Consider the following 25,338-nt stretch of genomic DNA (forward strand, 5'->3'; position numbering starts at 1 on the left):
AAAAACACAAACCTATAACTTTAATATCATCACATAAAACCGTTTGTTTTTTTAAGTAATACTATACCAATTACACGCTGATTTTTTCCCATTTAGCCACATAGTCACACTGCAATTATATAAGTAATCAATAAACCCCTTCAATTAATATAAATCTACTATACAATTAGTGCATGAATACGGAAAAATGCTTTCGCGTTCAAAGGGTATCGATAATTCGACGTAGCTCATTGAGAAACAAGCAATAGGCATATTTCTGATAAGAGTTACTTAGAAATTAAGCTAAACCGTGAGTTATACCAAAGTATTCAATCTTATTCTTTGTAGCCTTTCAGAACACAATCTTGGGAAAAATTATCGCCACTGGTGATTTTAAATCAACGTTATTATCTGTGAATATCTTCAACCCATCAGGAGCACCACATGGCCGATACCATGCAACGTTGGACGATGAACGCCGTGGCGCTGAACTACCGCGATAAGATGGTGATAGAAGGCACCATGCCGTTGGATCTGCCGCTGCCGTTTACCCCTGCCTCGGATATGGCTGGCGTGGTAGACGCGGTGGGAAGCGGCAGCACGCGTTTTCGCCCTGGCGATCGGGTGATCTCTACCTTTAGCCCAGACTGGATCGACGGAAAACCTGACGGTGATGCCCGCACTCCGCCTTATCGTGCATCAGGCGGTACTTATCAAGGGATGCTGGCGGAATACGTGGTGGTTGATGAGAGCTGGCTGAGTGCGTCACCTACTACATTAGACGATGCCCAAGCCAGTACCCTGCCCTGCGCCGGGCTGACGGCCTGGTTCGCCTTGGTAGAACGCGGCCATTTGCGTGCTGGTGAATCGGTATTGGTGCAAGGCACCGGTGGTGTTGCCCTGTTCGCGCTACAGATTGCCAAAGCCCACGGAGCGCAGGTCTTTATCACCTCCGGCAGCGAAGAGAAACTGCTACGTGCCAAGGCGTTAGGGGCCGATCACGGCATTCATCGCCTGCAAGGGGATTGGGTGGAGTCGATCTATCAACTGACGCAGGATCGCGGTATCGATCATATTGTCGAAACCGTGGGTGGCAGCAATCTGCTCAACTCCCTACGTGCGGTGGCGATCCACGGGCGTATTTCCGTGATCGGCATGCTGGAAGGCGCGGAGATCGCCATCCCCGCAGGCCTGCTGTTGCTGAAGTCGCCACAGATCCAGGGGATTGCCGTCGGCCATCGCCGCGCATTGGAAGATCTGGTTCGCGCCGTCGACGCCAACGGCATCAAGCCCGTCATCGACCAGCGTTACCGTTTCGATCAGCTACACGCGGCGCTCGATCACCTAGATCGCGGTCCGTTCGGCAAAATCGTCCTGACGCGCTAACCCTGCATGATGGCGCTATTGTCCCGCAGCCGGGCGATTTCATCGCTCGGCGTAATGCCAAACAGCCGCTTAAACTCGCGGCTGAACTGCGAAGCGCTCTCGTAGCCCACGCGGATCGCCGCCGTGCTGGCCTTAAGACCGTCATGCAGCATCAGCAAACGCGCCTTGTGCAGACGATACGACTTCACATATTGCAGCGGCGAGGTGTTGGTCACCGCCTTAAAGTTATGGTGAAACGCCGACACGCTCATGTTCACTTCATACGCCAACTGTTCGACGTTGAGGTTCTCGGCATACTGGTTCTCAATCCGCCGTAACGCCTTGGCGATCTGGCTGAAATGGGTATGCCGGTTAACCAGCTCCTGCAACGAAGCACCGCAGCTGCCACGCAGCACGTAATAAAGCAGCTCACGCACGATTTGTGGCCCCAGCACCCGCGCATCCAACGGTTTCTCCATCACGTCCAACAGACGTTCGGTGGCGCACAGCATTTCATCGCTAAGCACCGAGAGGTTAACGCCGCAGCTTTCACCCCTAGGCTGCATCAGGTAATCGTCATCACCGATATCGATCAGCAGATCCTGAAGCATCTGGGTGTCGATATTGACCGCCAGCCCCACCAGCGGCTGTTCCGGGCTGGCAAAGGTTTCACACTCAAACGGCAGCGACACCGTCATCAGCAGGTAATTGCGCGGATCGTACTGAAACACCTTGCTGCCACAGTAGCCCACCTTATGACCCTGAAAGATGATGACAATGCCTGGCTCATACATCACCGGCTGACGCGGGTAATATTCGTCGGAATACAGCACCTTCACCATGGGTACGGGCGTTGGGCTATAGCCTTTGGTAGTGGCAAAGCGCATCGCCTGGCGCGCCATACGGCTACGTAGTTCAACGTTCTCCATCAGCAAGCCCCTCTGGTCGTCTGAATAATTCGACACGGATAATAACCATAAACATGCATTTTCTACAGTGTAGTGTAGGAATAGGCAAGACACCGACAGGAATGTGCATTGTGCGATCGTGCCAGGTTGCCGACAATAGACCCCAGTTATTTTGCGCCGTTGGCGCTTCCCTGACCCGAAAAGAGAATACGATAATGCAAAACTTCATCCTCCATACCCCAACCAAAATCCTGTTCGGTAAAAACCAGATTGCCGAATTAGGCAAACAAATCCCGGCAGACGCCCGCATCCTGATCACCTACGGCGGTGGCAGCGTGAAGAACAACGGCGTGCTGGATCAGGTCTATGCCGCGCTGGCTGGCCGCAACGTGCAGGAGTTCTCCGGTATCGAGCCTAACCCGACCTATGAAACCCTGATGAAAGCGGTGGAAGTCGTGCGGGCAGAAAAGATCGACTTCCTGCTGGCGGTCGGCGGCGGTTCAGTGGTTGATGGCACCAAATTCATCGCGGCAGCGGCCGACTACCAGGCCGATCGCGATCCTTGGCATATCCTGAAAACCGTGGGCAGCGAGATCGTCAGCGCAGTACCGATGGGTTGCGTACTGACCTTGCCAGCGACCGGCTCCGAGTCCAACAGCGGCGCGGTGATCACCCGTAAGAGCAGCGGCGACAAACAGCACTTCTTCTCCCCGCTGGTGCAGCCTCTGTTCGCCGTGCTCGATCCGGTGGTGACTTATTCGTTACCACCGCGCCAGATCGCCAACGGCGTAGTGGACGCCTTTGTCCACACCATTGAGCAATACCTGACTTACCCGGTCGATGCCAAGGTGCAGGATCGCTTTGCCGAAGGCCTGCTGTTAACGCTGCTGGAAGATGGCCCACGTGCGCTGGCCGAACCGGAAAACTATGCGGTACGTGCCAACGTGATGTGGAGTGCCACCATGGCGCTGAACGGCCTGATCGGTGCCGGTGTGCCGCAAGACTGGGCAACGCATATGCTCGGCCATGAGCTGACCGCCATGCACGGTCTGGATCATGCGCAAACCCTGGCCGTCGTCCTGCCTGCCTTGCTGGTAGAGAAAAAAGCCCAGAAGCGCGAAAAACTGCTGCAGTACGCCGATCGCGTCTGGGGTCTGCGTGAGGGTTCCGAAGAAAGCCGTATCGACGGCGCGATTGCCGCCACCCGTGCCTTCTTTGAGCAAATGGGCGTGCCAACCCGCTTGTCTGATTATCAACTCGACGGTAGCTCCATCCCTGCGCTGCTCGACAAGTTGCACCAGCACGGCATGACCGCTCTGGGCGAGCATGGGGACATTACGCTGGAAGTCAGCCAACGCATTTATCAAGCGGCACGCTAATTGCTGGCGCACGATTTCATCGCAACATCACAGTTTCCTGCTAGGCTTTAGTTTCTACTTACCGTGCCCGACCGATCATCGGGCACGGTTGTGCGCCTTGTCCGCGCTTTCGATCGCATCGCATAACATCGTCTCGTTAACTCATGGGAGAATTTTATGGCGAACCAATCCAGCTCCGTATCTGACAATAGCATTCGTGCCTGGGCCGCGCCCGGCCAGGGACAGCCGCTTGAACCCTTTACCTTCGACGCCGGTGCATTAGGCGACGAAGAAATTGAAGTTGCTATCGACTACTGTGGCGTCTGCCACTCCGACCTCTCCATGCTCAATAATGAATGGGGCATGACCCACTATCCGTTCGTGCCCGGCCATGAGGTGGTGGGCAAAGTCACCAAGCTCGGTGCCCATGCGCAGAACAAAGGGCTGAAGATTGGCCAGGTGGTGGGCGTTGGCTGGAACCGCGGCAGTTGTATGCACTGCCACCCCTGTATGTCTGGCGATCAGCATCTGTGCAACGAGGTACAACCTACCATCATTGGTCGCCACGGCGGTTTTGCCGATCGCATCCGCAGCCACTGGGCCTGGGCGATCCCACTGCCGGAAGGCGTTGACGTGACCAGCGCCGGGCCGCTGTTCTGCGGCGGGATCACGGTGTTCAACCCGCTATTGCAGTACGCTGTCCGCCCGACACAGCGCGTTGGCGTGGTCGGTATCGGCGGCCTGGGCCACATGGCGATCCGCTTTATGCATGCCTGGGGCTGTGAAGTCACCGCCTTCACCTCGTCCAACAGCAAACGTGACGAAGCGCTTTCGTTGGGTGCACACCGCGTGGTGGCCAGCAATGACGGCGCCGCATTACAGGCCATCGCCAATCAGCTCGACTTTATTCTGGTCACCGCCAGCGCCTCTTTAGATTGGGATGCCTTTATCGGCACCTTGGCCCCGAAAGGCCGCCTGCACTTCGTTGGGGCGATCCCCGACCCGGTGCCGGTTCAGGTATTCTCGTTTATCAGCAAACAGGCTGAACTTTCCGCTTCACCTACCGGTGCCCCTTCACGCCTGGCCGATATGCTGGCGTTCTGCGCCCGGCATGGCATTGAGCCGCAGGTGGAGCATTTCCCATTGAGCAAGGTCAACGATGCCATCGCGCATCTTGAAGCGGGCAAGGCCCGTTATCGTATCGTACTGGATATGCACGCTTGAGCTCGCAAACTCGGCAAGCGCTGAGGTGGCGAACTAAAATTCATGTAAGCAGGCTTTGGCCTGAAAGCAGTCATAAGGAGATAGCGCATGCAACCCATCATCAAACTCCACGATGGTAATCTGATGCCGCAGTTGGGACTCGGCGTATGGCAAGCCAGCATTGAAGAAACTACGCAGGCCGTCACCAAGGCGCTGGAAGTCGGCTATCGCTCCATCGACACCGCCGCGATTTACAAAAACGAGGAAGGGGTGGGTGCCGCGCTGCAAGCCACCGCGATCCCACGTGAAGAGCTGTTTATCACCACCAAGCTGTGGAACGACGATCAGGGCGATCCGCAGGCAGCACTGGAAACCAGCCTGAAAAAGCTGAAGCTGGATTACGTCGATCTCTACCTGATCCACTGGCCGAAACCGGCACAGGATCGGTATGTCGAAGCCTGGCGCGGCTTGATCAAACTGCGTGAGCAAGGGCTGGTGAAAAGCATCGGCGTCTGTAACTTCCACACGCCACATCTGCAACGCCTGTTGGATGAAACCAGCGTCGCGCCGGTGATCAACCAGATCGAACTGCACCCGCTGCTGCAACAGCGCCAGCTGCGGGCCTGGAACGCGACTCATCACATAGCCACCGAATCCTGGAGCCCATTGGCGCAAGGGGGTGAAGGCGTCTTCGATCAACCTCTGATCAAGAAGCTGGCGGAGAAGTACAACAAGACGCCAGCACAGATCGTCGTGCGCTGGCATCTGGACAGCGGCCTGATCGTGATCCCGAAATCGGTGACGCCCGCGCGCATTCGTGAAAACTTTGAGGTGTTTGATTTCAAACTGGATAAGGACGAACTGGGCGAAATCACCAAGCTGGATATCGGTAACCGCCTGGGGCCGGATCCAGACTCTCTGTAAACATCACGGGGTCGCACTGTCGGCCCTGTTGCTTTATTGTTGGCAGCCTCTCGCGTTAATTGGCTTTTAACCCAAGATCTTATCGGTCACTGGCGCTATGATATGGCGCAGCGATCCGATCACAGCAGCTTGGAGTTTCATGACCTTCTCTTTCTCATCTTTGCCGCGCCTGACCATGGTGTTAATGCTGTTGGTGCTGGCAGGCTGTTCCAGTAAGCACCAGCGTACTAGCCACGATCCTCACGCCTATGACGATGAAATCGAAGACGCGGCCGACGAGTATGATGTCGATGAAAAGCTGATCGCCGCCATTATTCAGGTAGAGTCCGGCTTTAACCCCAAGGCTGTCAGCCCTTCCAACGCCATCGGCCTGATGCAGCTCAAGGCGAATACCGCCGGTTGTGATGCCTACCGCTTTAAAGGCAAACGCGGCTGCCCGGATGATGACGATCTGTTGGATCCAGAAACCAATATCGATCTGGGGGCAGCCTATATCGGTGCGCTGCAACAGCAGCAACTGAAGTGGATTGACGATCCGGTGACCCGCCGCTATGCCACTGAAGTGGCCTATGCCAACGGCGCAGGAGCCTTGCTACGTACCTTCTCCAGCGATCGCAAAAAAGCCATCAGAATGATCAACAACCTGTCACCCGAGGCCTTTCACTGGCATGTGCGCCAGTACCATCCCTCACCGCAGGCACCGCGCTATATGCTGAAGGTCGAGGCGGCGTATAACAGTTTGTAGCCTGGCAATAGCTAGCTCCATAGAGTCTTTCCTGAAAGGGATAATAAAATAATATCCTCACCAAGGGATAATTTATGGAATATCCCCTAGAGGGGATAAAAGAGAGGGAGCCACTTGGGCTCCCTGCTCTATCAGGCCTTACCGTTGCGGATAGGCTTGCGCGGTGGCTTGTTGGACGGCGTGCGCTGGCGGGTAATGTCCGTGTGCTTGGTCAACGCCGGGCGGGTATGCCGCTGTAAGCGCTTGGCCTCGCGCTGCTCGTCAATGCTCGGTGCTGGCACCAGGCATTCGCGACGGCCACCAATCAGGTGCTTCATCCCCATCTCTTCCAACGCGGTGCGGATCAGCGGCCAGTTGAGCGGATCGTGATAGCGCAACAATGCCTTATGCAGGCGGCGCTGGCGATCGCCCTTCGGAATAAACACGTCTTCGCTCTTATACCCCACCTTACCCAACGGGTTCTTGCCGCTGTAATACATGGTGGTGGAGTTCGCCATTGGCGACGGGTAGAAGTTCTGTACCTGATCGAGACGGAAACGGTTTTTCTTCAGCCACAGGGCCAGATTCACCATGTCCTCATCGCGGGTACCCGGATGCGAGGAGATGAAATAAGGGATCAGATACTGCTCTTTACCTGCCTGTTTGGAATACTGATCGAACAGCTGCTTGAAGCGATCGTAGCTGCCCATCCCCGGCTTCATCATCTTGGACAATGGCCCGGTTTCGGTATGCTCCGGCGCGATCTTCAGATAGCCGCCCACGTGATGGGTCGCCAGTTCCTTGATATAGCGCGGATCTTCAACCGCCAGATCGTAACGCACCCCGGAGGCGATCAGGATCTTCTTGATCCCTTCCAGCTCACGGGCGCGGCGGTAAAGTTTGATGGTCGGCTCATGGTTGGTATCCATATAGGTACAGATTTCCGGATACACACAGGAGGCGCGACGGCAGGTTTGCTCGGCACGAGGGTTGGTACAGCGCAACATATACATGTTGGCCGTTGGACCACCCAGATCGGAGATCACCCCGGTAAAGCCCGGCACCTTGTCGCGGATCTCTTCGATTTCACGCACGATCGAGTCTTCCGAACGGCTTTGAATAATGCGCCCTTCATGCTCGGTGATTGAACAGAACGAACAGCCGCCGTAGCAGCCACGCATAATGTTCACCGAGAAACGGATCATATCGTAGGCCGGGATACGCTCTTCGCCATAGGATGGGTGCGGCACACGCTGGTACGGCAGGGCAAACACGCTGTCCATTTCCGGCGTGGTGAGCGGGATCGCCGGTGGGTTGATCCACACGTAGCGGTCGCCGTGTTTTTGCATCAACGCACGCGCGCAGCCCGGGTTGGTTTCATGGTGCAGGATGCGCGAAGTATGGGCATACAGCACCTTGTCCGCCTTTACCTTCTCAAAGGAAGGCAGCAACACATAGGTTTTTTCCCACGGTTTGGGTTTGGCGGCACGCACGGTGACGGGTTTTGCCTCTGGCTCTGGCGTGCTGCCATCGGCACAGGGCAAATCTTCACCGTAAGGATTAGGGATTGGCTCGATGCGGCCCGGTTTGTCCAGGCGAGTAGAATCCACCCCGCTCCAGCCCGGCATGGCCCCTTTACGCATCACGGCGGTGTTACGGATATCGTGGATGTCCTGAATTTTTTCACCCGCCGCCAGGCGATGCGCCAACTCCACCAGCGGGCGTTCGCCGTTGCCGTAGATCAGCATATCGGCCTTGGAATCCACCAGCACCGAACGGCGCACGGTATCCGACCAGTAATCATAATGGGCAATACGGCGCAGGCTGGCTTCGATACCGCCCAGGATGACCGGAACATCTTTATAGGCTTCTCTACAGCGTTGGCTATAGACCAGCGTCGCGCGATCCGGGCGTTTGCCACCCACGTTACCGGCGGTGTAGGCATCGTCATGACGCAGCTTACGATCGGCGGTATAGCGGTTGATCATCGAATCCATATTGCCGGCGGTCACACCAAAGAACAGGTTCGGTTTGCCCAAACGCATAAAGTCTTCTTTGTTGCTCCAGTCCGGCTGGGCAATGATCCCCACGCGGAAGCCCTGAGCCTCCAGCATGCGGCCCACAATCGCCATGCCAAAGCTTGGGTGATCGACGTAAGCATCCCCGCTGATCACAATCACATCGCAGCTATCCCAGCCTAATTGGTCCATCTCCTCACGCGACATCGGTAAAAACGGCGCGGGGCCAAAACATTCGGCCCAATAAGGCTCATAGGAGAACAATTCACGTTCGGGTTGGATCAGGCTGGTAGTGCTCATTCGGGTGCTCTTGTGCAGGTTAATTTATCGCCGGGCGGCGATTATACGCACTCGCCGCCAAAAGAGCATGGTTATTTCTCAGATTACTCAGCTTTTGACCTCAAACTCGTACACATCGCTGCGGCACAGCGTTTCGCTGAACTCCAGCACTTCGCCCTGAACGTTGCGGCTGATCTGGACAATGCGTAACAGCGGCGTGCCGCTTTGCACATTGAGCAAGCTGGCGTTTTCATCATTGCTGGCAACCGCTTTCAATAAAAAATGCCTGCCCTCTGGCACAATCCCTCGCGACTTCCATAGTGCATACAGCGAGTGTTCCAGCTCTTCGGGATCGGGCAAAAAACGGGTCGGGATATAGGTGGTCTCCAACGATACCGGATTGCCATCCATCAACCGCAGGCGGCGTAGCTTGACCACGATACTGTCGCTTGCCAACTCCAGCGCCTTGGCTACCTCACTGGGTGCCTTTATGCAGGAACGCAACAGCCATTGGTTGCTGACGCTGCTGCCACTGCGCAAAACCTGCGCGGTAAAGCCGCTATCCTGATTGAGGGAATAACCGATGTGCATGGCCACTCGAGTACCAATGCCCTGTTGGCGTGAGACCAGCGCTTGTTCCTCCAGCAACCTCATCGCCTTACTGACCGTAACGCGTGACAAATCCAATGCTTCAGCCAACACGCGTTCCGGCGGTAAAAAATCGCCGACGCCCAGCACACGCTGCTTGATGGCAATTTCCAGGGAATTCGCCAGTTGGATGTAACGTGGTGCCGCCGCTGCCTGTGAAAGCTGCTGACGCAGCCAGGCAATAAAATCATTCATCGGACCCACCTCTGATTTGTTCGCATTCCTCAACCGCCTCGTTTTTACCATATTTGTCACATTCAGGGTAATTACACCATGCGCACTTGCATTGGACTTAGATTGGAGTCACATTTTTCGACTATTGGACTTTAATTGGATCCATTTTACGACTAACATTAGCAACACTGATGTTTTACATCGGTTAGCACCAACACCAGGGAACACCCATATAAATGAAAAATATAAAAAATCCTCACCACGCCATACTCGGGGCGCTCTATGGGCAAGCCGTAGGCGATGCGATGGGGATGCCGTCAGAACTGTGGCCTTTACAACAGGTTAGTGATTATTTTGGTTGGATCACCAGCTTCCTGCCTGGCCCGGCAGAAAATATTGCAGCAAACGGCTTTATCGCCGGGGAATACACGGACGACACCCAGCAGGCCGTGGCCTTGATGGATGCGCTCTTGGCCGCCGAGGGCCGGGTCGAGCCGGAACGTATTGCTCACCACATCATGCTGTGGGCAGAACGGATCGGAGCCTTTGAGAAAAATATCCTCGGCCCCAGCTCCAAAGCCGCGCTGTTGGCGTTCCGCGCCGGTACACCGGTGGCAGAGATCGCCGCTAACGGCGTGACCAATGGAGCGGCCATGCGTATAGCTCCGTTAGGTTGCCTGCTGCCAAGTAGCGATTTGCCAGCCTTTATCACAGCGGTAAGGCTGTCTTGCAGCCCGACCCACAAGTCGGATATCGCCGTGGCTGGCGCTTTTGCCATTGCCTGGGCCGTTAGCCGGGCTGTCGAAGGCGCGGATTGGGCCACCATCAAGCAAGAACTGCCTGCACATGTGGAGCAGGTGCAACAGCAACATATCACCACCTTCAGCCCTTCGCTCAGTCGCCGTCTGGTTTGGGCGCTGGAGTTCACCGCTAACCTGGGCCATCTGCCGGATAGCGAAGCATTGGCGGAGCTTTATCATACCGTCGGTGCCGGGATGGACACTATCGAGTCGATCCCAATGGCATTAGCGTTGGTTGAACTGGCAGACACCGATCCGCAACGTTGTGCGATCCTGGCGGCCAATCTGGGTGGAGATACCGATACCATTGGCGCCATGGCAACGGCGATCTGCGGAGCCTTACGCGGCATAGCCGCCTTCCCGGCGGAGTGGATTGCCACGATCAATAGCGCCAATCAAATAGATTTTGAGCCCTACGCGGCCGCTCTCCTCAGGCTGCGCAAACAGGAATAAATCGCACCATGAGTGAAATCAACCGCAGTGAGACATGGAAAGTAGAAAGCACGGGGATCGATCGCGTGCCGGATGCAGAGCAGACCGGTAAACCGCTCGAGCTGTTCTGGATATGGTCTGCCGCCAACATCGGTATTCTCGGCGTGGTGTACGGGGCAATTATTGTCGCGTTCGGCCTGTCCTTTATCCAGTCAATCCTGGCCGCATTGGTCGGCGTAGCCAGTTTTGCTTTGGTAGGCTACACCAGCTTCGCCGGGAAACGTGGCCGCACCTCTACTTTGACCTTATCGCGGGTGATTTTTGGCCTGAAGGGCAACATCGCGCCCACCACCTTCAGTTGGATCAACCTGATGGGTTGGGAAGCAGTGAACGTCATCACCGGCACGCTCACCCTGGCCGCGCTGTTCCAGGCCATAGGCCTGAGTGAAAGCCACTCCCTTACCGCTTTCAGCCTGTTGCTGTTTGGTGGCTTGACCATCGTAGTCAGCCTGCTGGGCCAGAACACGGTAGTCTGGATGCAGAGCTGGTTCAGCCGGATATTCGGCACCATGACGCTGATTGTGGTGCTATATATCGTCTTCACCACCGAATGGGGCAAAGTGCTGTCACTGCCTTCCGGCAGTTGGTTGACCGGCTTCCTGCCCGCCGTTTCGGTGATCGCCGCCGGTACCGGGATCAGTTGGGCCATTGCCGGGGCCGATTACAGCCGTTATCAAAGGCCAGAATCTTCAGATAAAAGCATCTTTGCCGCCGTGGTGGGCGGTGCCTGCCTGCCCCTGATCCTGCTAATGTTCACCGGCATTCTGCTTTCGGTACAGCTGCCGGATCTGGCCAGCGCCGCCAACCCGATTGCGTTAATCGGTTCGGTGCTGCCAAAGTGGATGGCTATCCCTTATCTGCTGGCTGCGACCGCCGGTATCGTCACTATTGCCGTGCTCAGTCTCTACTCCGCCAGCCTTAACCTGCTAACGCTAGGCGTGAAGGTGAAACAGTCTCTGGCCGTCTCCATTGACGCCGTGGTCATCCTTGGCATCGCCATCTATGTGCTGTTTATCTCTGGCGACTTTATGGGGCCATTTATCTCTTTCCTGGTGTTCTGCGGGGTATTCCTTGCCGCCTGGGAAGCCATTTTCATTCTCGATTATGCTAAAGTGCGCCGTCATCATGGTTACGACGGTAATGCCCTGTACGGCCTGAACGGCCAGAACCGCGGCGTGCGTAAGGTGCCACTATTCTGCTGGTTCCTCGGCGCCTTGTGCGGGCTGCTGGTGACCAAAACCGGCTTTATCGATGGCCCATTGGCAAAAGGCCTGTTCGCTGATTCCAGCCTGGGGCTGTTCGTTTCCTTCCTGGTCAGCCTGGTTGCCTATGGCCTCTATCTGGCAAGCAACAAAGGACATCAATGAGTGAATTTGTCGCAGTAAAACCTATTCTGGTGGTAGGCGGAGCCGTGGGAGACGTGGTCCTCACGCTGCCAAAGCTGCCGGTCAGCGGTGAAGATATCGAAGCGCAGCCGCAAGAGCGTCAGATTGGCGGTTGTGCCTTCAACGTAGCGCGGGCACTACGCCGCCTGGATGTCCCCGTGATTAACGGTATGCCGGTGGGCAACGGAGACTGGGGAGCGGCCATCGAAGCCGCCATGCAGGAGCTGGATTTGCCGGTGCTGTTACGCCATGGCCAGTTAGATAATGGGTGGTGCCTGGCGTTGGTGGAACCCAACGGTGAACGTACTTTTGTTACCGTGACCGGTTGTGAAGCCCATTGGAATAAGGCGCAGCTGGCTACCCTACCGCTAACGCCGGAAACGGTGGTCTATGCCAACGGCTATGAACTGGTGGGGGAACCTGGTGAAGCACTGCGCGACTGGCTTACCCGCTTGCCGTTCGATCAATGGCGGCTGCTGGATCCCGGCCCACGCGTCGGTCAACTGGGTGAAGAGTTTTTCGCCATGCTTAGCGACAGCCACACCTTGCTCACCCTCAACCGCGACGAAGTTGCGATCTTGTGTGGGGAAGGTGATGCTGTCAGCGCTGCGCAACGTTATGCCACAGCGCATAACATTACCCTGATCTGCCGGTTGGATCGTGACGGTGCCTGGGTCTGTGATGGCCGCAATGAGCCGCAGCATGTGCCCGTTTACCCGGTTGACGTCGTCGATACCATCGGTGCGGGGGATGCCCACTGCGCGGGTGTGCTAGCCGGGCTTTCCGCTGGCCTGCCGCTGGTACAAGCCGTCGATCTTGCCAACCGCGTGGCCGCCTGCGTGGTGGCCAGCCGTGGTGCATCCGGAGCACCAGACTGGCAACAGCTGCAACAGCGTTTTCCTGCCTGATATCACAGGGGCTGAACTCAGCCCCTGTGTTTTACCTTAATGCGCCTTCTGTAGCTCGCCGTTCATCTCTTCCGGCCGATGTTGGTAGTTGAAAGACAGGGCAAAAATCACCCCCAGCACCAGCGTATAGGCGGCAAACACCAGCCAGATACTCTGCCAATCTTTCACCCCGTTATGGGTGAAGAAGTCCACAACCTCGCCGCTGGCAATGGCTCCAACGTAAGCCCCTGCACCGTTAACCATGGTCATAAACAGCCCCTGAGCGCTGGCACGAATGCGGTGGTCGGTCTCTTTCTCCACAAAGATGGCACCGGAAATATTGAAGAAATCAAACGCGCAGCCGTAAACGATCATTGAAAGCAGGAGCAGCAGGAAGCCGAACCCGGCAGGCGTACCATAGGCCAGGAACAGGAAACGCAGCGTCCAGGCTGCCATGCTGATCAGCATCACCTGCTTGATGCCGTATCTACGCAGGAAGAACGGGATGGTGAGGATGAAAAACACCTCAGAGATTTGCGACAGGGAGAGCAGCACCGAAGGATAGCGCACGCTCAGGCTGTCCTGATACAGCGGGTTAAGAGAGAAATCGTGCAGGAACGGGTTGCCGAAGGTATTGGTGATTTGCAGCGCCGCCCCCAACAACATGGCAAACAGGAAGAATACCGCCATGCGCTTTTGCTTGAACAGCACGAACGCATCCAGCCCCAACAGGCTGACCCAGCTTTGCGAGCGTTTCACCTTGTTGGTCGGGCAATTTGGCAACGTCAGGGAGTAGACCGCCAGCAGCAGCGACACCGCGGAAGCCAGATACAGCTGCATATTGCTCAATTCAATGCGGCTAAAGCTGATCAACCACATCGCCAGAATAAAGCCCACGGTGCCATAAACCCGCACCGGTGGGAAATCCTTGACCGTATCAAAACCGTGCTTTTCCAGACAGAAGTAAGAAATGGCGTTGGAAAGCGCCATGGTGGGCATATAGACCATCGCGTTGAACAGCATGACCCAGAACATCACCATCGGCTGATCGACCTGTGCGGCGTAGTACAACGCCACCGCCCCCAGCAGATGACAAAGGCCATACAGACGGTTGGCCTTGATCCAGCGATCGGCAATGATCCCTGCCAGGCTTGGCATGATCAGCGCGGCGATCCCTTTCGAACTGTACACCATGCCTACCTGCGCCCCGCTGAAGTGCAGGGTGTTGATCATGTAGGATCCCAACGTCACCAACCAGGCGCCCCAGATAAAGAACTGGAGAAAAATCATCACCTTCAATCGTGTTTTTATTGCCATTACCATCACCTATTGTTGTGATTTACGCGGCAAGGTAGGGCTTGCCGCGGGGTAGTCGGATGGAAATAAGAATTACAGCGTTTTGAAGAACTCACGGATCAGGCGCATAAAGTCGTCTGCCGCCAGCGCAGCGCAGCTCAGCGTCTGCTCATGGGAAAGCGGCGTATCGGATAACCCTTCGGCATAGTTGGTCATCGCCGAGACCACCAGCACCTTCAGGCCGCAGTGCCGGGCCGAAAGCACTTCTGGCACGATCGACATCCCCACTACGTCGCAGCCCAGCGTCTGCATCATGCGGATCTCGGCCGGGGTTTCAAAGTTCGGGCCGGTGTAGGCGGCAAACACCCCTTCAGCCAGTGGGATACCGGCCTTGGCCGCTACCGCCGCCAGCTGCGCACGCAGGTCACGATCGTAGGCGTTAGCCAGGCTGAAGAAGCGTGGGCCAAAACGCTCGTCGTTGGCCCCCACCAGCGGGGATTCCGGCATAAAGTTGATGTGGTCGGTCAGCGCCACCAGGCTACCCGGAGCTACCGATTTACGCAGTGAGCCAGCAGCATTGGTCGCCAACAGGAATTCGCAGCCCAGCAGTTTGAAGGTGCGCACGGCAGTGGTCATCACCTGCATGCCACGGCCCTCATAGAAATGCCCGCGCCCTTTCATGCACAGTACCGGCACGCCTTCCAGCCAGCCCGCCACCAATTGCCCTGCGTGGCCCACTACGCCGCTCACCGGGAAACCTGGTAATTCGGTATAGTCGATGGTTACGGCGTCGGTCATTACGTCTGCCAGCGCCCCCAGTCCCGATCCCAGAATCAGTGCGGCGCGGGGTTGAAAGCCTGGTAGTCTGGTCCGCAGCACATCGGCACAAGAAAAAGCATCGTCTTGATTAAACATAGTATTCTCTTCTGTAGGGGAATAATTTAATTCCCATAGTAGAGAGCGACGGCGGGTGGCGACCAATACATTGTTGCCCGCTGATTTATTCCGTTTACCTATAAATACCCCGCATCGGGAGGCCCGAACAACCATGAAAAAGCCACTACCCGACCCTAGCCGGATCAATTTTCGCCTGCTGCACTATTTCCGCGTAGTGGCAGAGGAGATGAACTTTACCCAGGCCGCACAGCGGCTGAACATGTCCCAACCGCCGCTCAGCAAACATATCAAAGAGCTGGAAAACCAGTTGGGGGTGGAACTGTTCAAACGCACCACCCGCTCCATGGCGCTGACGCAGGCTGGACGCACGCTGTTCCATAACGTCGAAACGTTGCTGGATCAGGCGGGCAATGCACTCAATCAGGTACAGCAACTGGGCCGTGGCGAGGCCGGCCATATGGTGATTGGCATGGTAGGCACTTCGGTCTGGGGCGGTTTGATCCCGGCACTGAAACGCTTTACCGGGCAGGAAGAGAAGGTCACCTGGACGTTGAATGAGCAAACGCCTAGCCAGCAGATCGTCTCATTGCAGAAGCGACATATCGATATCGGGGTCTGGCGTGAGGCAAAACAACAGGCCCTGCCGGGGCTGGCCTGTCAATTATTGGCGCGGGAGAAGATCTCGGTGGTGCTGCCGGAGGGGCATCCACTGGCAACGGGGGAGGAAATCCAACTCCCCGCCCTGAAGCATGACAAATTTATCGTGCTGCCGCCCAACGAGGCCAGCCTGGGGCTGTATCTGCACAACCTGTGTCTGCAACATGGCTTTGCGCCAGACATCGTCCATCAGGTCAATGAACCGCAAACCTTGATGGCGCTGGTGGCGGAAGGCTTTGGCATTACGTTACTGCCGGATAGCTACGGGCGCATACCGTGGCCCGGCGTGCGTTTCTGCCCGTTGCAGGCGGCCCCTTCGGCGGATCTGTATGCGATCTACCACGCCGAAAGTGCCACACCGGTGGTGAAGGCGTTCCTGAAAATGCTGCGAACGCCCGGGGCTGTTTAAGCGGAAGCCTGGACCACAAACTGGCCGGTCGAACCGCGATCGGCCATTTCCAACGTCTGGCTGTAGAACAGGAACGGGAAGTGCTCCGAGGAAACCTGGTTGAAGTACACCAGCAGCTCCACGTCACCGTCGACCCAGACGGTATCCTTCCAGCCGCGATCTTCCGCCATCGGCTGCGCGCCATTGACGCGTTTCACCAGGAACTGCACGCCCTGAATGTGGAACGCCTGCGGCGTATCGGCATGAATGGTCCAACGCTCCCAGGTGCCCTGCATCGTTTGTACGTCGATGCGGTTCATATCCCAGATGGCCCCGTTGATGCCAGCCATCTTGTCTCCCAGACGGAATTCACGCGAGCGGCTGACGTTACCATCCAGCAGTTGATCCGCCAGCAGGCGCATTGGCAGATTGTCGGTGACCAACGGCAACAGGCCCGTCGGTTTCAACGTCAGTACCTGGGTGGAAACCAGCATGCTGGAAGGTTCAAACAGACCGCGCAAACGATCCATGATCCCTGCTGCTTCACCGGCGGTGAGGGTCACTTCGGCCCCCTGCGACATGTCGATCAGCACTTCGCGGCGCTCACCTGGAGCCAGAGAAAGTTGTTGTACCGCAACCGGTGCAGGCAAGAATCCCTGATCGCTGGCGATCACGTTGATCGGCCGCCCGTCGCTCAACTGCAACGAATAGCGCCGTGAGTTCGAGGCGTTCAGCAGGCGCAGGCGAACCCAGCCACGTGAGACTTCGATAAACGGGTTCTGCACGCCGTTGACCAACAGCGTATCGCCAATAAAGCCCCCCTGCGCCGGAGGATCGTATTCCGGCGTACCGAAGTTATCCAGGCGCTTGTCCTGAATGATCAGCGGGAAATCATCGACGCCGTAATGGTTCGGCAGCGGCAGGTTCTTACTGATTTCATCCTCGACCAGCCATAGGCCAGCCAGGCCGTTGTAAACGTGTGGTGCCATACGGTTCGGCGTGTTGGCGTGATACCAGCAGGTGGCCGCCGCCTGACGAATAGGGATCACCGGCGACCAGTCAACGTTGGGCGACATCATGCGCGGCGCACCGCCCATCAGGGTACCTGGCACCTGCAACCCGCTGATGGTCATCGATACCGGCTCGGGCAGGCGGTTGCTGTAGATCAGTTTGACATCGTCGCCGTTGTAGACCCGCACCGTCGGCCCCAGATACATGCCGTTGACGCCCCAGACGGATGCTTTACGGTTGTCCATAAAGGCCCAATGGGCACGTTGCAGGGTTAAAAACAGCGGCTGGCCACGGCGGGATTCCAGCAGTGGCGGGATCGGTAACGGAGTTGGCATCCCGCTCGCTTCGGCCCTCAGCGGCACGGTTCCTGCGCATAGCGCCAAGCCCGATGCCTGAATAAACTGACGTCGACTGAGTGACATATCTTCTCCATGAAAACAAAGCTGAACCGTGTGCAAAGCCCCGCTAAAGCGGGGCATAAACGGCATGAGGCCGTATGAAAATAGCTAACTGCGTTCTATTATTTTTTGGCGGCGTCTAGCTTGGCGACTTCCGCATCCAACTGGTCAATCTTCGCCTTCATCAGCTCGCGACAATGGGCCGCCAGCTCACGCACCTGTTCTTTACTGTAATGACTGGTATCGACAGGTTCCAGCATCTCCACAATCACATGGCCGTTGTTCCAACGGTTCAGCTTGATCTTGTCGGTAGAAGAAACACAGATCGGCACAATCGGCACACCGGCAGCGATCGCCGCGTGGAACGCACCGGTTTTAAACGGCAGTAAACCACGGCCACGGCTGCGGGTTCCTTCCGGGAACATCCAGATCGAGATGTCCTGTTTCTTGAAGGCATCTACTACCTGAGCAATGGTGCCATGGGCTTTAGCGCGGTTATCCCGGTCGATCAGCAGGTTACCGGTCAACCAGTAAAGCTGGCCGAAAAACGGGATCCACACCAGGCTTTTTTTGCCCACGGTCACGGTGCGTGGCTGTACCGCATTAGAAACCGTCACCATGTCGTAGTTGTTCTGATGGTTGGCAATGTAAATACATTTGCCGTTGTTGTCCGCGCCAGTAGGCTTACGGAGTTCAACCTTGATGCCGAACACTGTCGACAGGCGGCCGAACAGATGGCCAAAGGTCGCTACATGGCGGGGGTTACGCGGGCTGAACAAGCAGTAAAGCGAACCGAAAAAACTCACCAACAGGCAATAGACCGTGACAATGATCGCACGTAATATCAATAACATAACAACCTCATTAGCACACTGCCAACCCGGCCGCTGAACGGCAGGGAAGATTTCTTTTTGTATGAGGAGCGCAGGCTGAAGAACGCGCGGCGCTTCTAAGTTCTCTATTTTCCCGCCAGCCAGCGATCGGCACAATAAATTTATAGCCGGAAAAATTAACTCACTTAAAAAAAAAAGATCAGGATAAAAAAGCCCTGAACGGGTACGGGCGCAGCATGCAGCGCCCCTACGTAAGAATACCTGCGATCGCTTGGGCGCAGTTTATTGCGCCCAAGCAGGGTATATCACCGCTTTACTCTTCGCTATCACCCAACGATTCGCGCTCTGGCATATCCACCTCAACCCGATCGATACGCTGCAGGCCACGTGGCAACAACGTGCCCTTACGGCCACGCTCGGCGCGGAATTTCTGCAGATCTTCCGGGCGCAGTTTCAGCTTGCGCTTGCCTACGTGCAGGGTGATCGAGGTCTGCGGCGGCAGTACGAACAGCCAGGCCAGTTTATCTTCCCCACTGGCAGCCTGCGCCGACGGTATCGAGATAATCTTGTTGCCCTTACCCTTCGACAGCTGTGGCAGATCGGCGACCGGGAACATCAGCATGCGGCCAGCGGTGCTGATAGACAGCAGCATATCGTCGCTGCCGTGAATTTCCATCGGCGGCAGTGCCTTGGCGTTGTCCGGCAGGGTGATCATCACCTTACCGGCGCGGTTACGTGCAACCAGATCGTTAAAGGTACACACGAAGCCGTAGCCAGCATCGGAAGCCATCAGCAGTTTCTGATCGTCCGCAGCCATCAGCACCTGCTCGATGGTGGCACCTGGCGGTGGCGTCAGCTTACCGGTTAACGGTTCACCTTGGCCACGTGCCGAAGGCAACGTCAGCGGATCAAGCGCGTAGCTGCGGCCAGTCGAGTCGATGAACACCACCGGCTGGTTAGTCTTGCCGCGTGCGGCGGCAAGGAAGCTATCTCCGGCCTTGTAACTCAGGCCGCTCGGATCGATATCGTGGCCCTTGGCGCTACGCACCCAGCCCATTTGCGACAGCACAATCGTCACCGGCTCGGAAGGCACAAAATCGTGCTCGCTCATGGCCTTGGCTTCTTCACGTTCGGTCAACGGTGAGCGACGATCGTCGCCATAAGCCTGCGCATCGGCCTGGATTTCTTTCTTGATCAGGTTGTTCAGCTTGCGCTCGGAAGCCAGCAACGCCTGCAGATGATCGCGCTCTTTTGCCAGCTCATCCTGCTCGCCGCGGATCTTCACTTCTTCCAGCTTGGCCAAATGGCGCAGCTTCAGCTCGAGGATCGCTTCGGCCTGGGTATCGGAGAGGCCAAACCGCTGCATCAACACCGGCTTTGGCTCATCTTCGCTGCGAATGATGTGGATCACTTCGTCGATATTGAGGAACGCGACCAGCAAACCTTCCAGGATGTGCAGCCGTTTGAGCACTTTTTCCAGGCGATAATTCAGGCGGCGGCGCACCGTATCCCGGCGGAAAACCAGCCATTCGGCAAGGATCTCCACCAGCCCTTTGACCTGCGGGCGGTTGTCCAGACCGATCATGTTCATGTTGATGCGGTAGCTGCGTTCCAGATCGGTGGTGGCAAACAGATGGTTCATCACCTGTTCCAGATCGATACGGTTCGAGCGCGGTACGATCACCAGACGGGTCGGGTTCTCGTGGTCGGACTCATCGCGCAGGTCTTCCACCATCGGCAGCTTTTTAGCACGCATCTGACTGGCGATTTGCTCCAGCACTTTGGCACCGGAAACCTGGTGCGGCAAGGCGGTGATCACCGCGCTGCCGTCTTCTTTCTTCCAGATGGCACGCATGCGTACCGAGCCACGGCCATTCTGGTAAATTTTGCGGATCTCTTCACGCGGGGTAATAATTTCCGCTTCCGTCGGGAAGTCCGGCCCCTGCACAAACTCCAGCAAATCGTCGAGCGATGAGCCTGGTTTGTCGATCAGGGCTACTGCCGCGGCGGCAATTTCACGCACGTTATGCGGTGGAATATCCGTTGCCATCCCTACCGCGATACCGGTTGTCCCGTTGAGCAGGATGTTCGGCAGGCGTGCAGGCAGCATCTTCGGTTCTTGCATGGTGCCGTCGAAGTTGGGCACCCAATCCGTGGTGCCCTGGCCCAGCTCGCCCAGCAGCACTTCGGCGTATTTCGACAGGCGCGATTCGGTATAACGCATCGCGGCGAAAGATTTAGGGTCATCCGGTGCCCCCCAGTTCCCTTGGCCATCTACCAGCGGGTAGCGGTAAGAGAAGGGTTGCGCCATCAGCACCATAGCTTCATAACAGGCGCTATCGCCATGCGGATGATATTTACCCAATACGTCACCGACGGTACGGGCAGATTTTTTGAATTTGGCGTTGTTGCTAAGCCCCAGCTCCGACATGGCATAGATAATGCGGCGCTGTACCGGCTTTAAACCATCGCCGATATACGGCAGCGCCCGATCCATGATGACGTACATGGAATAGTTCAGATAGGCGTTTTCAGTGAATGTGTGCAGCGGTAGACGCTCAACACCGTCATGAGTCAGTTCGCTCATTACTCAGATATCCTCAGACGACAAAGGGTCGATTCTGCCCGCGATAGTAACTCATCTGCGGGGTGGCTGTCACAGATGCTGCGTGGATCGGCCATTGATGCTGGCGATCTCCCCGGTTTATGCGAAATTTTGCCATCAGTGGCTGCCTTTCTTGACTCACAGTCAACACTGTTGTGCGCTAGATCGCATTTTTCCCTGCTGCAAGAAGGATTACACTCCGTTTCAACGATATGCCTTACGGCCATCACATTCTACATTCTGACAGGAACCCAGTATCCATGAGCAACATCCTGATTATTAACGCCAAGAAGCAATTCGGCCACTCCAACGGTGAGTTGAACCAGACCCTGAGCGACGTAGCGGAAAGTTTCCTGCGCGATGCCAAGCACGATGTACAGGTCACCGTAGTCGATGACGGCTATGATATCGACGCCGAAGTGCAGAAATACCTGTGGGCCGATACGGTGATTTACCAGATGCCAGGCTGGTGGATGGGCGAGCCCTGGATCCTGAAAAAATACCTCGACGAAGTGTTCACCGCTGGCCACGGCAGCCTGTATGCCAGCGACGGCCGCACCCGTTCCGATGCCAGCAAAAAATACGGTTCTGGCGGGCTGATCCAAGGCAAGACCTACATGCTGAGCCTGACCTGGAATGCCCCGTTGGAAGCCTTTACCGACCCTGACCAGTTCTTCCACGGCGTGGGCGTAGACGGCGTTTATCTGCACTTCCACAAGGCCAACCAGTTCCTCGGAATGGAAGCACTGCCGACCTTTATCTGTAACGATGTGATTAAACAACCGGATATCGCCAGCGATATCGCACGTTTGCGCGCACATCTGGGCGAAGTGTTTGCTTAACTGTGATGGGTTTTATAAATCATACCGTTAACCAGTGAGGCCGTCATGATCACCGTAATTGCAGAAATCAGAACCAGACCGGGTCATCGTGAAAGCGTATTACAAGCGATTGAAAAGCTGTTACCAGCGGTGTTGGCGGAAGAAGGCTGCGGCGGCTATCAGCCAATGATCGACGCCGACACCCAGGCACCGTGGCAGAAGCGTTCGCCGGATTCCATCTTTATGTTGGAGAAGTGGCAGAGTCAGGCGCATCTGGAACAGCACCTGCAGATGGATCACATGCTCAAGCACCGTGAAACCATCAAGGACAGCGTGCTGGACACAACCATTTACGTGCTGGATAACGCCTGACTCACATCTGTGCATCGGTGATATGCGCGCTGACATAGTCCAGAAAACAGGTGATCCGTGCGGCCAACTGGGCATTGCGATAATACACCGCGTTAATCGGCTGGCGGACATCCAACGTTTCTGCCGCCAGCAACTGAACCAGACGCCCTTTCCGCTGATCTTCCCGCGTCATAAAATCGGCCAATTGGGCAATCCCTTCCCCGCGTAGCGCCAGTTGCCGCAGCGTTTCGCCGCTGGAGGCCGATAGCGTTGGGGTAATGGCAAAGCGCTCCGCCTGCCGATGGCGCAACGGCCACAGATTGAGCGACTCGGGCTGCGTAAAGCCCAGCAGGCTATGGTGGTTAAGCTCTTCGACACTCTGCGGTGCTCCAAAGCGGGCAATATAGTCCGGGCTGGCAAGGATGCGTAACCGGCTGGCCCCCAGCAGGCGCGCGTGAATGGTGGAGTCTCGCAATGCGCCAATACGAATGGCGATATCGGTGCGCTTCTCCAACAGATCGATAATCAGGTTATCGGTGTTCAGTTCCAGCTCAATCTGTGGGAAACGTTGGCGGAAACCGGCGACCAGCGGCACGATCACATGTTCCATAAAGGGCGCGGCAGCGTTGACGCGCAGCCTGCCCGCCGGGTTCAGACGGCGTAACGCCATCTGCTCTTCGGCATGTTCCACCGAGTTGATAATTTCCCGCGCATGGGCCAGAAAGCTCTGCCCCTCTTCGGTCAATTCCAGACGACGTGTGGTGCGGCGCAGTAAGGTGGTATCGAGTTTTTTTTCCAGACGGCTCAGCGCTCGGCTGATGCCAGAGGTGGTTTGGCCAAGCTGCTCGGCGGCGGCGGTGATAGAGCCGCTATCGATTACGGAGGTATAGGCCAAGAGTTCTTCGAGGGTAATTTTCATGCATTCCGCCCAGGGTTATCGGGCGCAGCACGCAGTGCGCCAGGGATGGCACAATGTAAAAACTTGGGGCCGCGGTTGCGGCCCCACAGGCATCAGACTGAAAGCTCGGCGGTATCGCCCTTGTCTTGCAGCCAGTTGCGGCGGTCTTCCGAACGCTTCTTCGCCAACAGCATGTCCATAATGGCCATGGTCTGATCGGTATTCTCGTCATCGATGGTCAACTGCACCAGACGGCGAGTGTTGGGATCGAGCGTCGTTTCACGCAGTTGCAGCGGGTTCATCTCACCCAGCCCTTTAAAGCGCTGTACGTTCGGCTTGCCCTTCTTACGCTTCAACTGCTCAAGCACGCCGGCTTTCTCTTCCTCGTCGAGGGCGTAATAGACTTCTTTACCCAGGTCGATACGGTATAGCGGTGGCATCGCAACGTGCACATGGCCACCCTTTACCAGCGAACGGAAGTGGCGAACAAACAGCGCACACAGCAGCGTGGCGATGTGCAGGCCGTCGGAGTCCGCATCCGCCAGGATACAGATTTTGCCGTAGCGCAGTTGGCTGAGATCTTCGCTGTCGGGATCGATGCCGATCGCTACCGAGATATCATGCACTTCCTGCGAAGCCAGCACTTCGTCTGAGGAAACTTCCCAGGTATTGAGGATCTTGCCCTTCAGCGGCATGATCGCCTGATATTCGCGATCGCGCGCCTGCTTGGCCGAGCCGCCCGCCGAGTCCCCTTCCACCAGGAACAGTTCGGTCATGCTCAGGTCCTGCGAGGTGCAGTCCGCCAGCTTGCCCGGTAACGCAGGCCCGCTGGTCAGCTTCTTACGCACCACCTTCTTCGCCGCACGCAGGCGACGTTGAGCGCTGGAGATCGCCAGTTCGGCCAGTTGCTCGGCCGCCTGGACGTTCTGATTCAGCCACAGGCTGAAGGCATCTTTCACCACGCCGGAAACAAACGCCGCGCACTGACGGGAAGAGAGCCGCTCTTTGGTCTGGCCCGCGAATTGCGGATCCTGCATTTTCACCGACAACACGTAGGCACAGCGATCCCAGATATCTTCCGCAGACAGCTTCACGCCGCGCGGCAGGATATTGCGGAATTCACAGAACTCGCGCATCGCATCCAGCAGCCCTTGGCGCAGGCCGTTGACGTGCGTGCCGCCCTGCATGGTGGGGATCAGGTTGACGTAGCTCTCCGTCAGCAGTTCCCCGCCCTCCGGCAGCCACAGCAGCGCCCAGTCCACCGCTTCGGTATCACCGGCAAAATTGCCGACAAACGCCTTTTCCGGCAGGGTGATCAGGCCGTTCACCGCTTCCATCAGGTAATCAGTCAGGCCGTCCTGGTAGCACCAGCGCTGCTCGGTATTGTTCAGCTTGTCGATAAAGTAGATTTCAACGCCGGGGCACAGCACCGCTTTGGCTTTCAGCAGGTGTGACAGGCGGGAAACCGAGAAGCGCGGGCTGTCGAAGAACTGCTCGTCAGGCCAGAAGTGAATGCTGGTGCCGGTGTTGCGTTTGCCGCAGCTACCGGTCACCGCCAAATCCTGCACCTTGTCGCCGTTCTCAAAAGCGATGCTATAGACGTTACCGTCGCGCTTGACGTTGACTTCCACCCGTTTGGACAGGGCGTTAACCACCGAAATCCCCACGCCGTGCAGGCCGCCGGAGAACTGGTAGTTCTTGTTGGAGAATTTACCGCCCGCGTGCAGACGACACATGATCAACTCAACCGCCGGTACGCCTTCTTCAGGGTGGATATCCACCGGCATACCGCGGCCGTCGTCGATCACTTCCAGTGACTGATCGGCGTGCAGGATCACGTCGATACGCTTGGCATGGCCCGCCAACGCTTCATCGACGCTGTTATCTATCACCTCTTGACCGAGGTGGTTCGGACGCGTCGTGTCGGTATACATACCGGGACGACGGCGCACTGGTTCTAGACCGCTGAGTACTTCAATGGCATCAGCGTTATAGCTGGATTGAGTCATCGTTGATTATTTTTTCGTGGTTGAGGGAAG

At 56.6% G+C, this 25,338-nt stretch carries 21 protein-coding genes; 11 read left to right on the forward strand and 10 right to left on the reverse strand.

Annotated features, from left to right (window positions below):
- Window positions 1–423: 423 nt before the first annotated feature.
- On the forward strand, window positions 424–1,365 hold the full coding sequence (locus KGP21_RS24670; protein WP_223536409.1) for an NAD(P)-dependent alcohol dehydrogenase: 942 nt from the start codon (window positions 424–426) through the stop codon (window positions 1,363–1,365).
- On the opposite strand, the gene KGP21_RS24675 is transcribed toward KGP21_RS24670, so the two are convergent.
- Window positions 1,362–2,246, reverse strand: a complete 885-nt coding sequence (locus tag KGP21_RS24675) for an AraC family transcriptional regulator (protein ID WP_223538546.1) — start codon at window positions 2,244–2,246, stop codon at window positions 1,362–1,364. The two genes, KGP21_RS24670 and KGP21_RS24675, sit on opposite strands and share 4 nt — an antisense overlap.
- A 221-nt stretch (window positions 2,247–2,467) precedes the next feature.
- On the opposite strand from KGP21_RS24675, the gene yqhD reads away from it, so the two are divergent.
- From yqhD to KGP21_RS24695, 4 genes are all read left to right on the forward strand, one after another.
- Window positions 2,468–3,631 carry an alcohol dehydrogenase gene (gene yqhD / locus KGP21_RS24680; protein ID WP_094983147.1) on the forward strand — a complete coding sequence of 388 codons (1,164 nt, stop codon included), beginning with the start codon at window positions 2,468–2,470 and terminating at the stop codon, window positions 3,629–3,631.
- Window positions 3,632–3,787: 156 nt separating this feature from the next.
- Window positions 3,788–4,834, forward strand: a complete 1,047-nt coding sequence (locus KGP21_RS24685; RefSeq protein WP_223536411.1) for an NAD(P)-dependent alcohol dehydrogenase — start codon at window positions 3,788–3,790, stop codon at window positions 4,832–4,834.
- 87 nt (window positions 4,835–4,921) lie between these two features.
- Complete coding sequence (gene dkgA, locus KGP21_RS24690) at window positions 4,922–5,737, forward strand: 2,5-didehydrogluconate reductase DkgA (protein ID WP_021806845.1); 816 nt, start codon at window positions 4,922–4,924, stop codon at window positions 5,735–5,737.
- Window positions 5,738–5,876: 139 nt separating this feature from the next.
- Complete coding sequence (locus tag KGP21_RS24695; protein ID WP_021806846.1) at window positions 5,877–6,482, forward strand: transglycosylase SLT domain-containing protein; 606 nt, start codon at window positions 5,877–5,879, stop codon at window positions 6,480–6,482.
- A 131-nt stretch (window positions 6,483–6,613) separates the two neighbouring features.
- Here KGP21_RS24695 and KGP21_RS24700 read toward each other — a convergent pair whose 3' ends face one another.
- Together KGP21_RS24700 and KGP21_RS24705 are read right to left on the reverse strand one after the other, a co-directional pair.
- The gene (locus tag KGP21_RS24700; RefSeq protein WP_021179531.1) at window positions 6,614–8,779 is read right to left on the reverse strand and encodes a YgiQ family radical SAM protein; all 2,166 of its coding nucleotides are present in this window, start codon (window positions 8,777–8,779) and stop codon (window positions 6,614–6,616) included.
- A gap of 87 nt (window positions 8,780–8,866) precedes the next feature.
- Window positions 8,867–9,601, reverse strand: a complete 735-nt coding sequence (locus KGP21_RS24705; RefSeq protein WP_021179530.1) for a GntR family transcriptional regulator — start codon at window positions 9,599–9,601, stop codon at window positions 8,867–8,869.
- 215 nt (window positions 9,602–9,816) lie between these two features.
- On the opposite strand from KGP21_RS24705, the gene KGP21_RS24710 reads away from it, so the two are divergent.
- The 3 genes from KGP21_RS24710 to KGP21_RS24720 are packed head-to-tail and all read left to right on the forward strand — an operon-like array spanning window position 9,817 to window position 13,165.
- The gene (locus KGP21_RS24710; RefSeq protein ID WP_179251952.1) at window positions 9,817–10,833 is read left to right on the forward strand and encodes an ADP-ribosylglycohydrolase family protein; all 1,017 of its coding nucleotides are present in this window, start codon (window positions 9,817–9,819) and stop codon (window positions 10,831–10,833) included.
- A gap of 8 nt (window positions 10,834–10,841) precedes the next feature.
- Complete coding sequence (locus tag KGP21_RS24715) at window positions 10,842–12,239, forward strand: cytosine permease (RefSeq protein WP_223536413.1); 1,398 nt, start codon at window positions 10,842–10,844, stop codon at window positions 12,237–12,239.
- A complete protein-coding gene (locus KGP21_RS24720; protein ID WP_179251953.1) occupies window positions 12,236–13,165 on the forward strand; it encodes a PfkB family carbohydrate kinase in 930 nt (309 codons plus the stop codon). The genes KGP21_RS24715 and KGP21_RS24720 overlap by 4 nt, the downstream gene beginning before the upstream one ends.
- A gap of 36 nt (window positions 13,166–13,201) precedes the next feature.
- On the opposite strand, the gene KGP21_RS24725 is transcribed toward KGP21_RS24720, so the two are convergent.
- A complete protein-coding gene (locus tag KGP21_RS24725) occupies window positions 13,202–14,461 on the reverse strand; it encodes a nucleoside permease (protein ID WP_059201831.1) in 1,260 nt (419 codons plus the stop codon).
- Between the two features lie 72 nt (window positions 14,462–14,533).
- Window positions 14,534–15,355, reverse strand: a complete 822-nt coding sequence (gene xapA / locus KGP21_RS24730) for a xanthosine phosphorylase (RefSeq protein WP_024529143.1) — start codon at window positions 15,353–15,355, stop codon at window positions 14,534–14,536.
- Window positions 15,356–15,488: 133 nt separating this feature from the next.
- Between xapA and KGP21_RS24735 the strand changes: the two genes are divergently transcribed.
- Window positions 15,489–16,403: a LysR family transcriptional regulator gene (locus KGP21_RS24735; protein ID WP_021179524.1), complete on the forward strand. Its 915-nt coding sequence runs from the start codon at window positions 15,489–15,491 to the stop codon at window positions 16,401–16,403.
- On the opposite strand, the gene ftsP is transcribed toward KGP21_RS24735, so the two are convergent.
- The 3 genes from ftsP to parC form a co-directional block, all read right to left on the reverse strand.
- Window positions 16,400–17,815, reverse strand: coding sequence for a cell division protein FtsP (gene ftsP, locus KGP21_RS24740; RefSeq protein ID WP_021179523.1), 1,416 nt, complete (start codon window positions 17,813–17,815; stop codon window positions 16,400–16,402). The genes KGP21_RS24735 and ftsP overlap by 4 nt on opposite strands.
- A 98-nt stretch (window positions 17,816–17,913) precedes the next feature.
- Window positions 17,914–18,645 (reverse strand): 1-acylglycerol-3-phosphate O-acyltransferase, encoded by a 732-nt coding sequence (locus tag KGP21_RS24745; protein WP_021806853.1) that lies wholly within the window; start codon window positions 18,643–18,645, stop codon window positions 17,914–17,916.
- 292 nt (window positions 18,646–18,937) lie between these two features.
- Window positions 18,938–21,211, reverse strand: a complete 2,274-nt coding sequence (gene parC / locus KGP21_RS24750) for a DNA topoisomerase IV subunit A (RefSeq protein WP_059201832.1) — start codon at window positions 21,209–21,211, stop codon at window positions 18,938–18,940.
- A 278-nt stretch (window positions 21,212–21,489) separates the two neighbouring features.
- Between parC and KGP21_RS24755 the strand changes: the two genes are divergently transcribed.
- Together KGP21_RS24755 and KGP21_RS24760 are read left to right on the forward strand one after the other, a co-directional pair.
- Complete coding sequence (locus KGP21_RS24755) at window positions 21,490–22,071, forward strand: NAD(P)H-dependent oxidoreductase (RefSeq protein WP_059201833.1); 582 nt, start codon at window positions 21,490–21,492, stop codon at window positions 22,069–22,071.
- A gap of 45 nt (window positions 22,072–22,116) precedes the next feature.
- Window positions 22,117–22,422, forward strand: a complete 306-nt coding sequence (locus KGP21_RS24760; protein ID WP_021179519.1) for a putative quinol monooxygenase — start codon at window positions 22,117–22,119, stop codon at window positions 22,420–22,422.
- Window position 22,423: 1 nt separating this feature from the next.
- On the opposite strand, the gene KGP21_RS24765 is transcribed toward KGP21_RS24760, so the two are convergent.
- Entirely contained in the window at window positions 22,424–23,320 is an 897-nt protein-coding gene (locus KGP21_RS24765) for a LysR family transcriptional regulator (RefSeq protein WP_209529841.1), read from the reverse strand.
- Window positions 23,321–23,412: 92 nt separating this feature from the next.
- Window positions 23,413–25,308, reverse strand: coding sequence for a DNA topoisomerase IV subunit B (gene parE / locus KGP21_RS24770; RefSeq protein ID WP_021179517.1), 1,896 nt, complete (start codon window positions 25,306–25,308; stop codon window positions 23,413–23,415).
- Window positions 25,309–25,338: the final 30 nt, after the last annotated feature.

The sequence above is a fragment of the Serratia sp. JSRIV004 genome, assembly GCF_019968705.1.
Taxonomy (GTDB): domain Bacteria; phylum Pseudomonadota; class Gammaproteobacteria; order Enterobacterales; family Enterobacteriaceae; genus Chania; species Chania fonticola_B.

What these genes read in the sequence shown, in the direction of transcription:
- KGP21_RS24685 (WP_223536411.1), top strand. Translation starts at nt 3,788, where the DNA reads ATGGCGAACCAATCCAGCTCCGTATCTGACAATAGCATTCGTGCCTGG.
- xapA (WP_024529143.1), bottom strand. Translation starts at nt 15,355, where the DNA reads ATGTTTAATCAAGACGATGCTTTTTCTTGTGCCGATGTGCTGCGGACC.
- KGP21_RS24765 (WP_209529841.1), bottom strand. Translation starts at nt 23,320, where the DNA reads ATGAAAATTACCCTCGAAGAACTCTTGGCCTATACCTCCGTAATCGAT.
- KGP21_RS24705 (WP_021179530.1), bottom strand. Translation starts at nt 9,601, where the DNA reads ATGAATGATTTTATTGCCTGGCTGCGTCAGCAGCTTTCACAGGCAGCG.
- KGP21_RS24745 (WP_021806853.1), bottom strand. Translation starts at nt 18,645, where the DNA reads ATGTTATTGATATTACGTGCGATCATTGTCACGGTCTATTGCCTGTTG.
- KGP21_RS24675 (WP_223538546.1), bottom strand. Translation starts at nt 2,246, where the DNA reads ATGGCGCGCCAGGCGATGCGCTTTGCCACTACCAAAGGCTATAGCCCA.
- ftsP (WP_021179523.1), bottom strand. Translation starts at nt 17,815, where the DNA reads ATGTCACTCAGTCGACGTCAGTTTATTCAGGCATCGGGCTTGGCGCTA.
- KGP21_RS24695 (WP_021806846.1), top strand. Translation starts at nt 5,877, where the DNA reads ATGACCTTCTCTTTCTCATCTTTGCCGCGCCTGACCATGGTGTTAATG.
- yqhD (WP_094983147.1), top strand. Translation starts at nt 2,468, where the DNA reads ATGCAAAACTTCATCCTCCATACCCCAACCAAAATCCTGTTCGGTAAA.
- KGP21_RS24735 (WP_021179524.1), top strand. Translation starts at nt 15,489, where the DNA reads ATGAAAAAGCCACTACCCGACCCTAGCCGGATCAATTTTCGCCTGCTG.
- parC (WP_059201832.1), bottom strand. Translation starts at nt 21,211, where the DNA reads ATGAGCGAACTGACTCATGACGGTGTTGAGCGTCTACCGCTGCACACA.
- KGP21_RS24760 (WP_021179519.1), top strand. Translation starts at nt 22,117, where the DNA reads ATGATCACCGTAATTGCAGAAATCAGAACCAGACCGGGTCATCGTGAA.
- KGP21_RS24755 (WP_059201833.1), top strand. Translation starts at nt 21,490, where the DNA reads ATGAGCAACATCCTGATTATTAACGCCAAGAAGCAATTCGGCCACTCC.
- KGP21_RS24720 (WP_179251953.1), top strand. Translation starts at nt 12,236, where the DNA reads ATGAGTGAATTTGTCGCAGTAAAACCTATTCTGGTGGTAGGCGGAGCC.
- KGP21_RS24700 (WP_021179531.1), bottom strand. Translation starts at nt 8,779, where the DNA reads ATGAGCACTACCAGCCTGATCCAACCCGAACGTGAATTGTTCTCCTAT.
- parE (WP_021179517.1), bottom strand. Translation starts at nt 25,308, where the DNA reads ATGACTCAATCCAGCTATAACGCTGATGCCATTGAAGTACTCAGCGGT.
- KGP21_RS24725 (WP_059201831.1), bottom strand. Translation starts at nt 14,461, where the DNA reads ATGGCAATAAAAACACGATTGAAGGTGATGATTTTTCTCCAGTTCTTT.
- dkgA (WP_021806845.1), top strand. Translation starts at nt 4,922, where the DNA reads ATGCAACCCATCATCAAACTCCACGATGGTAATCTGATGCCGCAGTTG.
- KGP21_RS24670 (WP_223536409.1), top strand. Translation starts at nt 424, where the DNA reads ATGGCCGATACCATGCAACGTTGGACGATGAACGCCGTGGCGCTGAAC.
- KGP21_RS24710 (WP_179251952.1), top strand. Translation starts at nt 9,817, where the DNA reads ATGAAAAATATAAAAAATCCTCACCACGCCATACTCGGGGCGCTCTAT.
- KGP21_RS24715 (WP_223536413.1), top strand. Translation starts at nt 10,842, where the DNA reads ATGAGTGAAATCAACCGCAGTGAGACATGGAAAGTAGAAAGCACGGGG.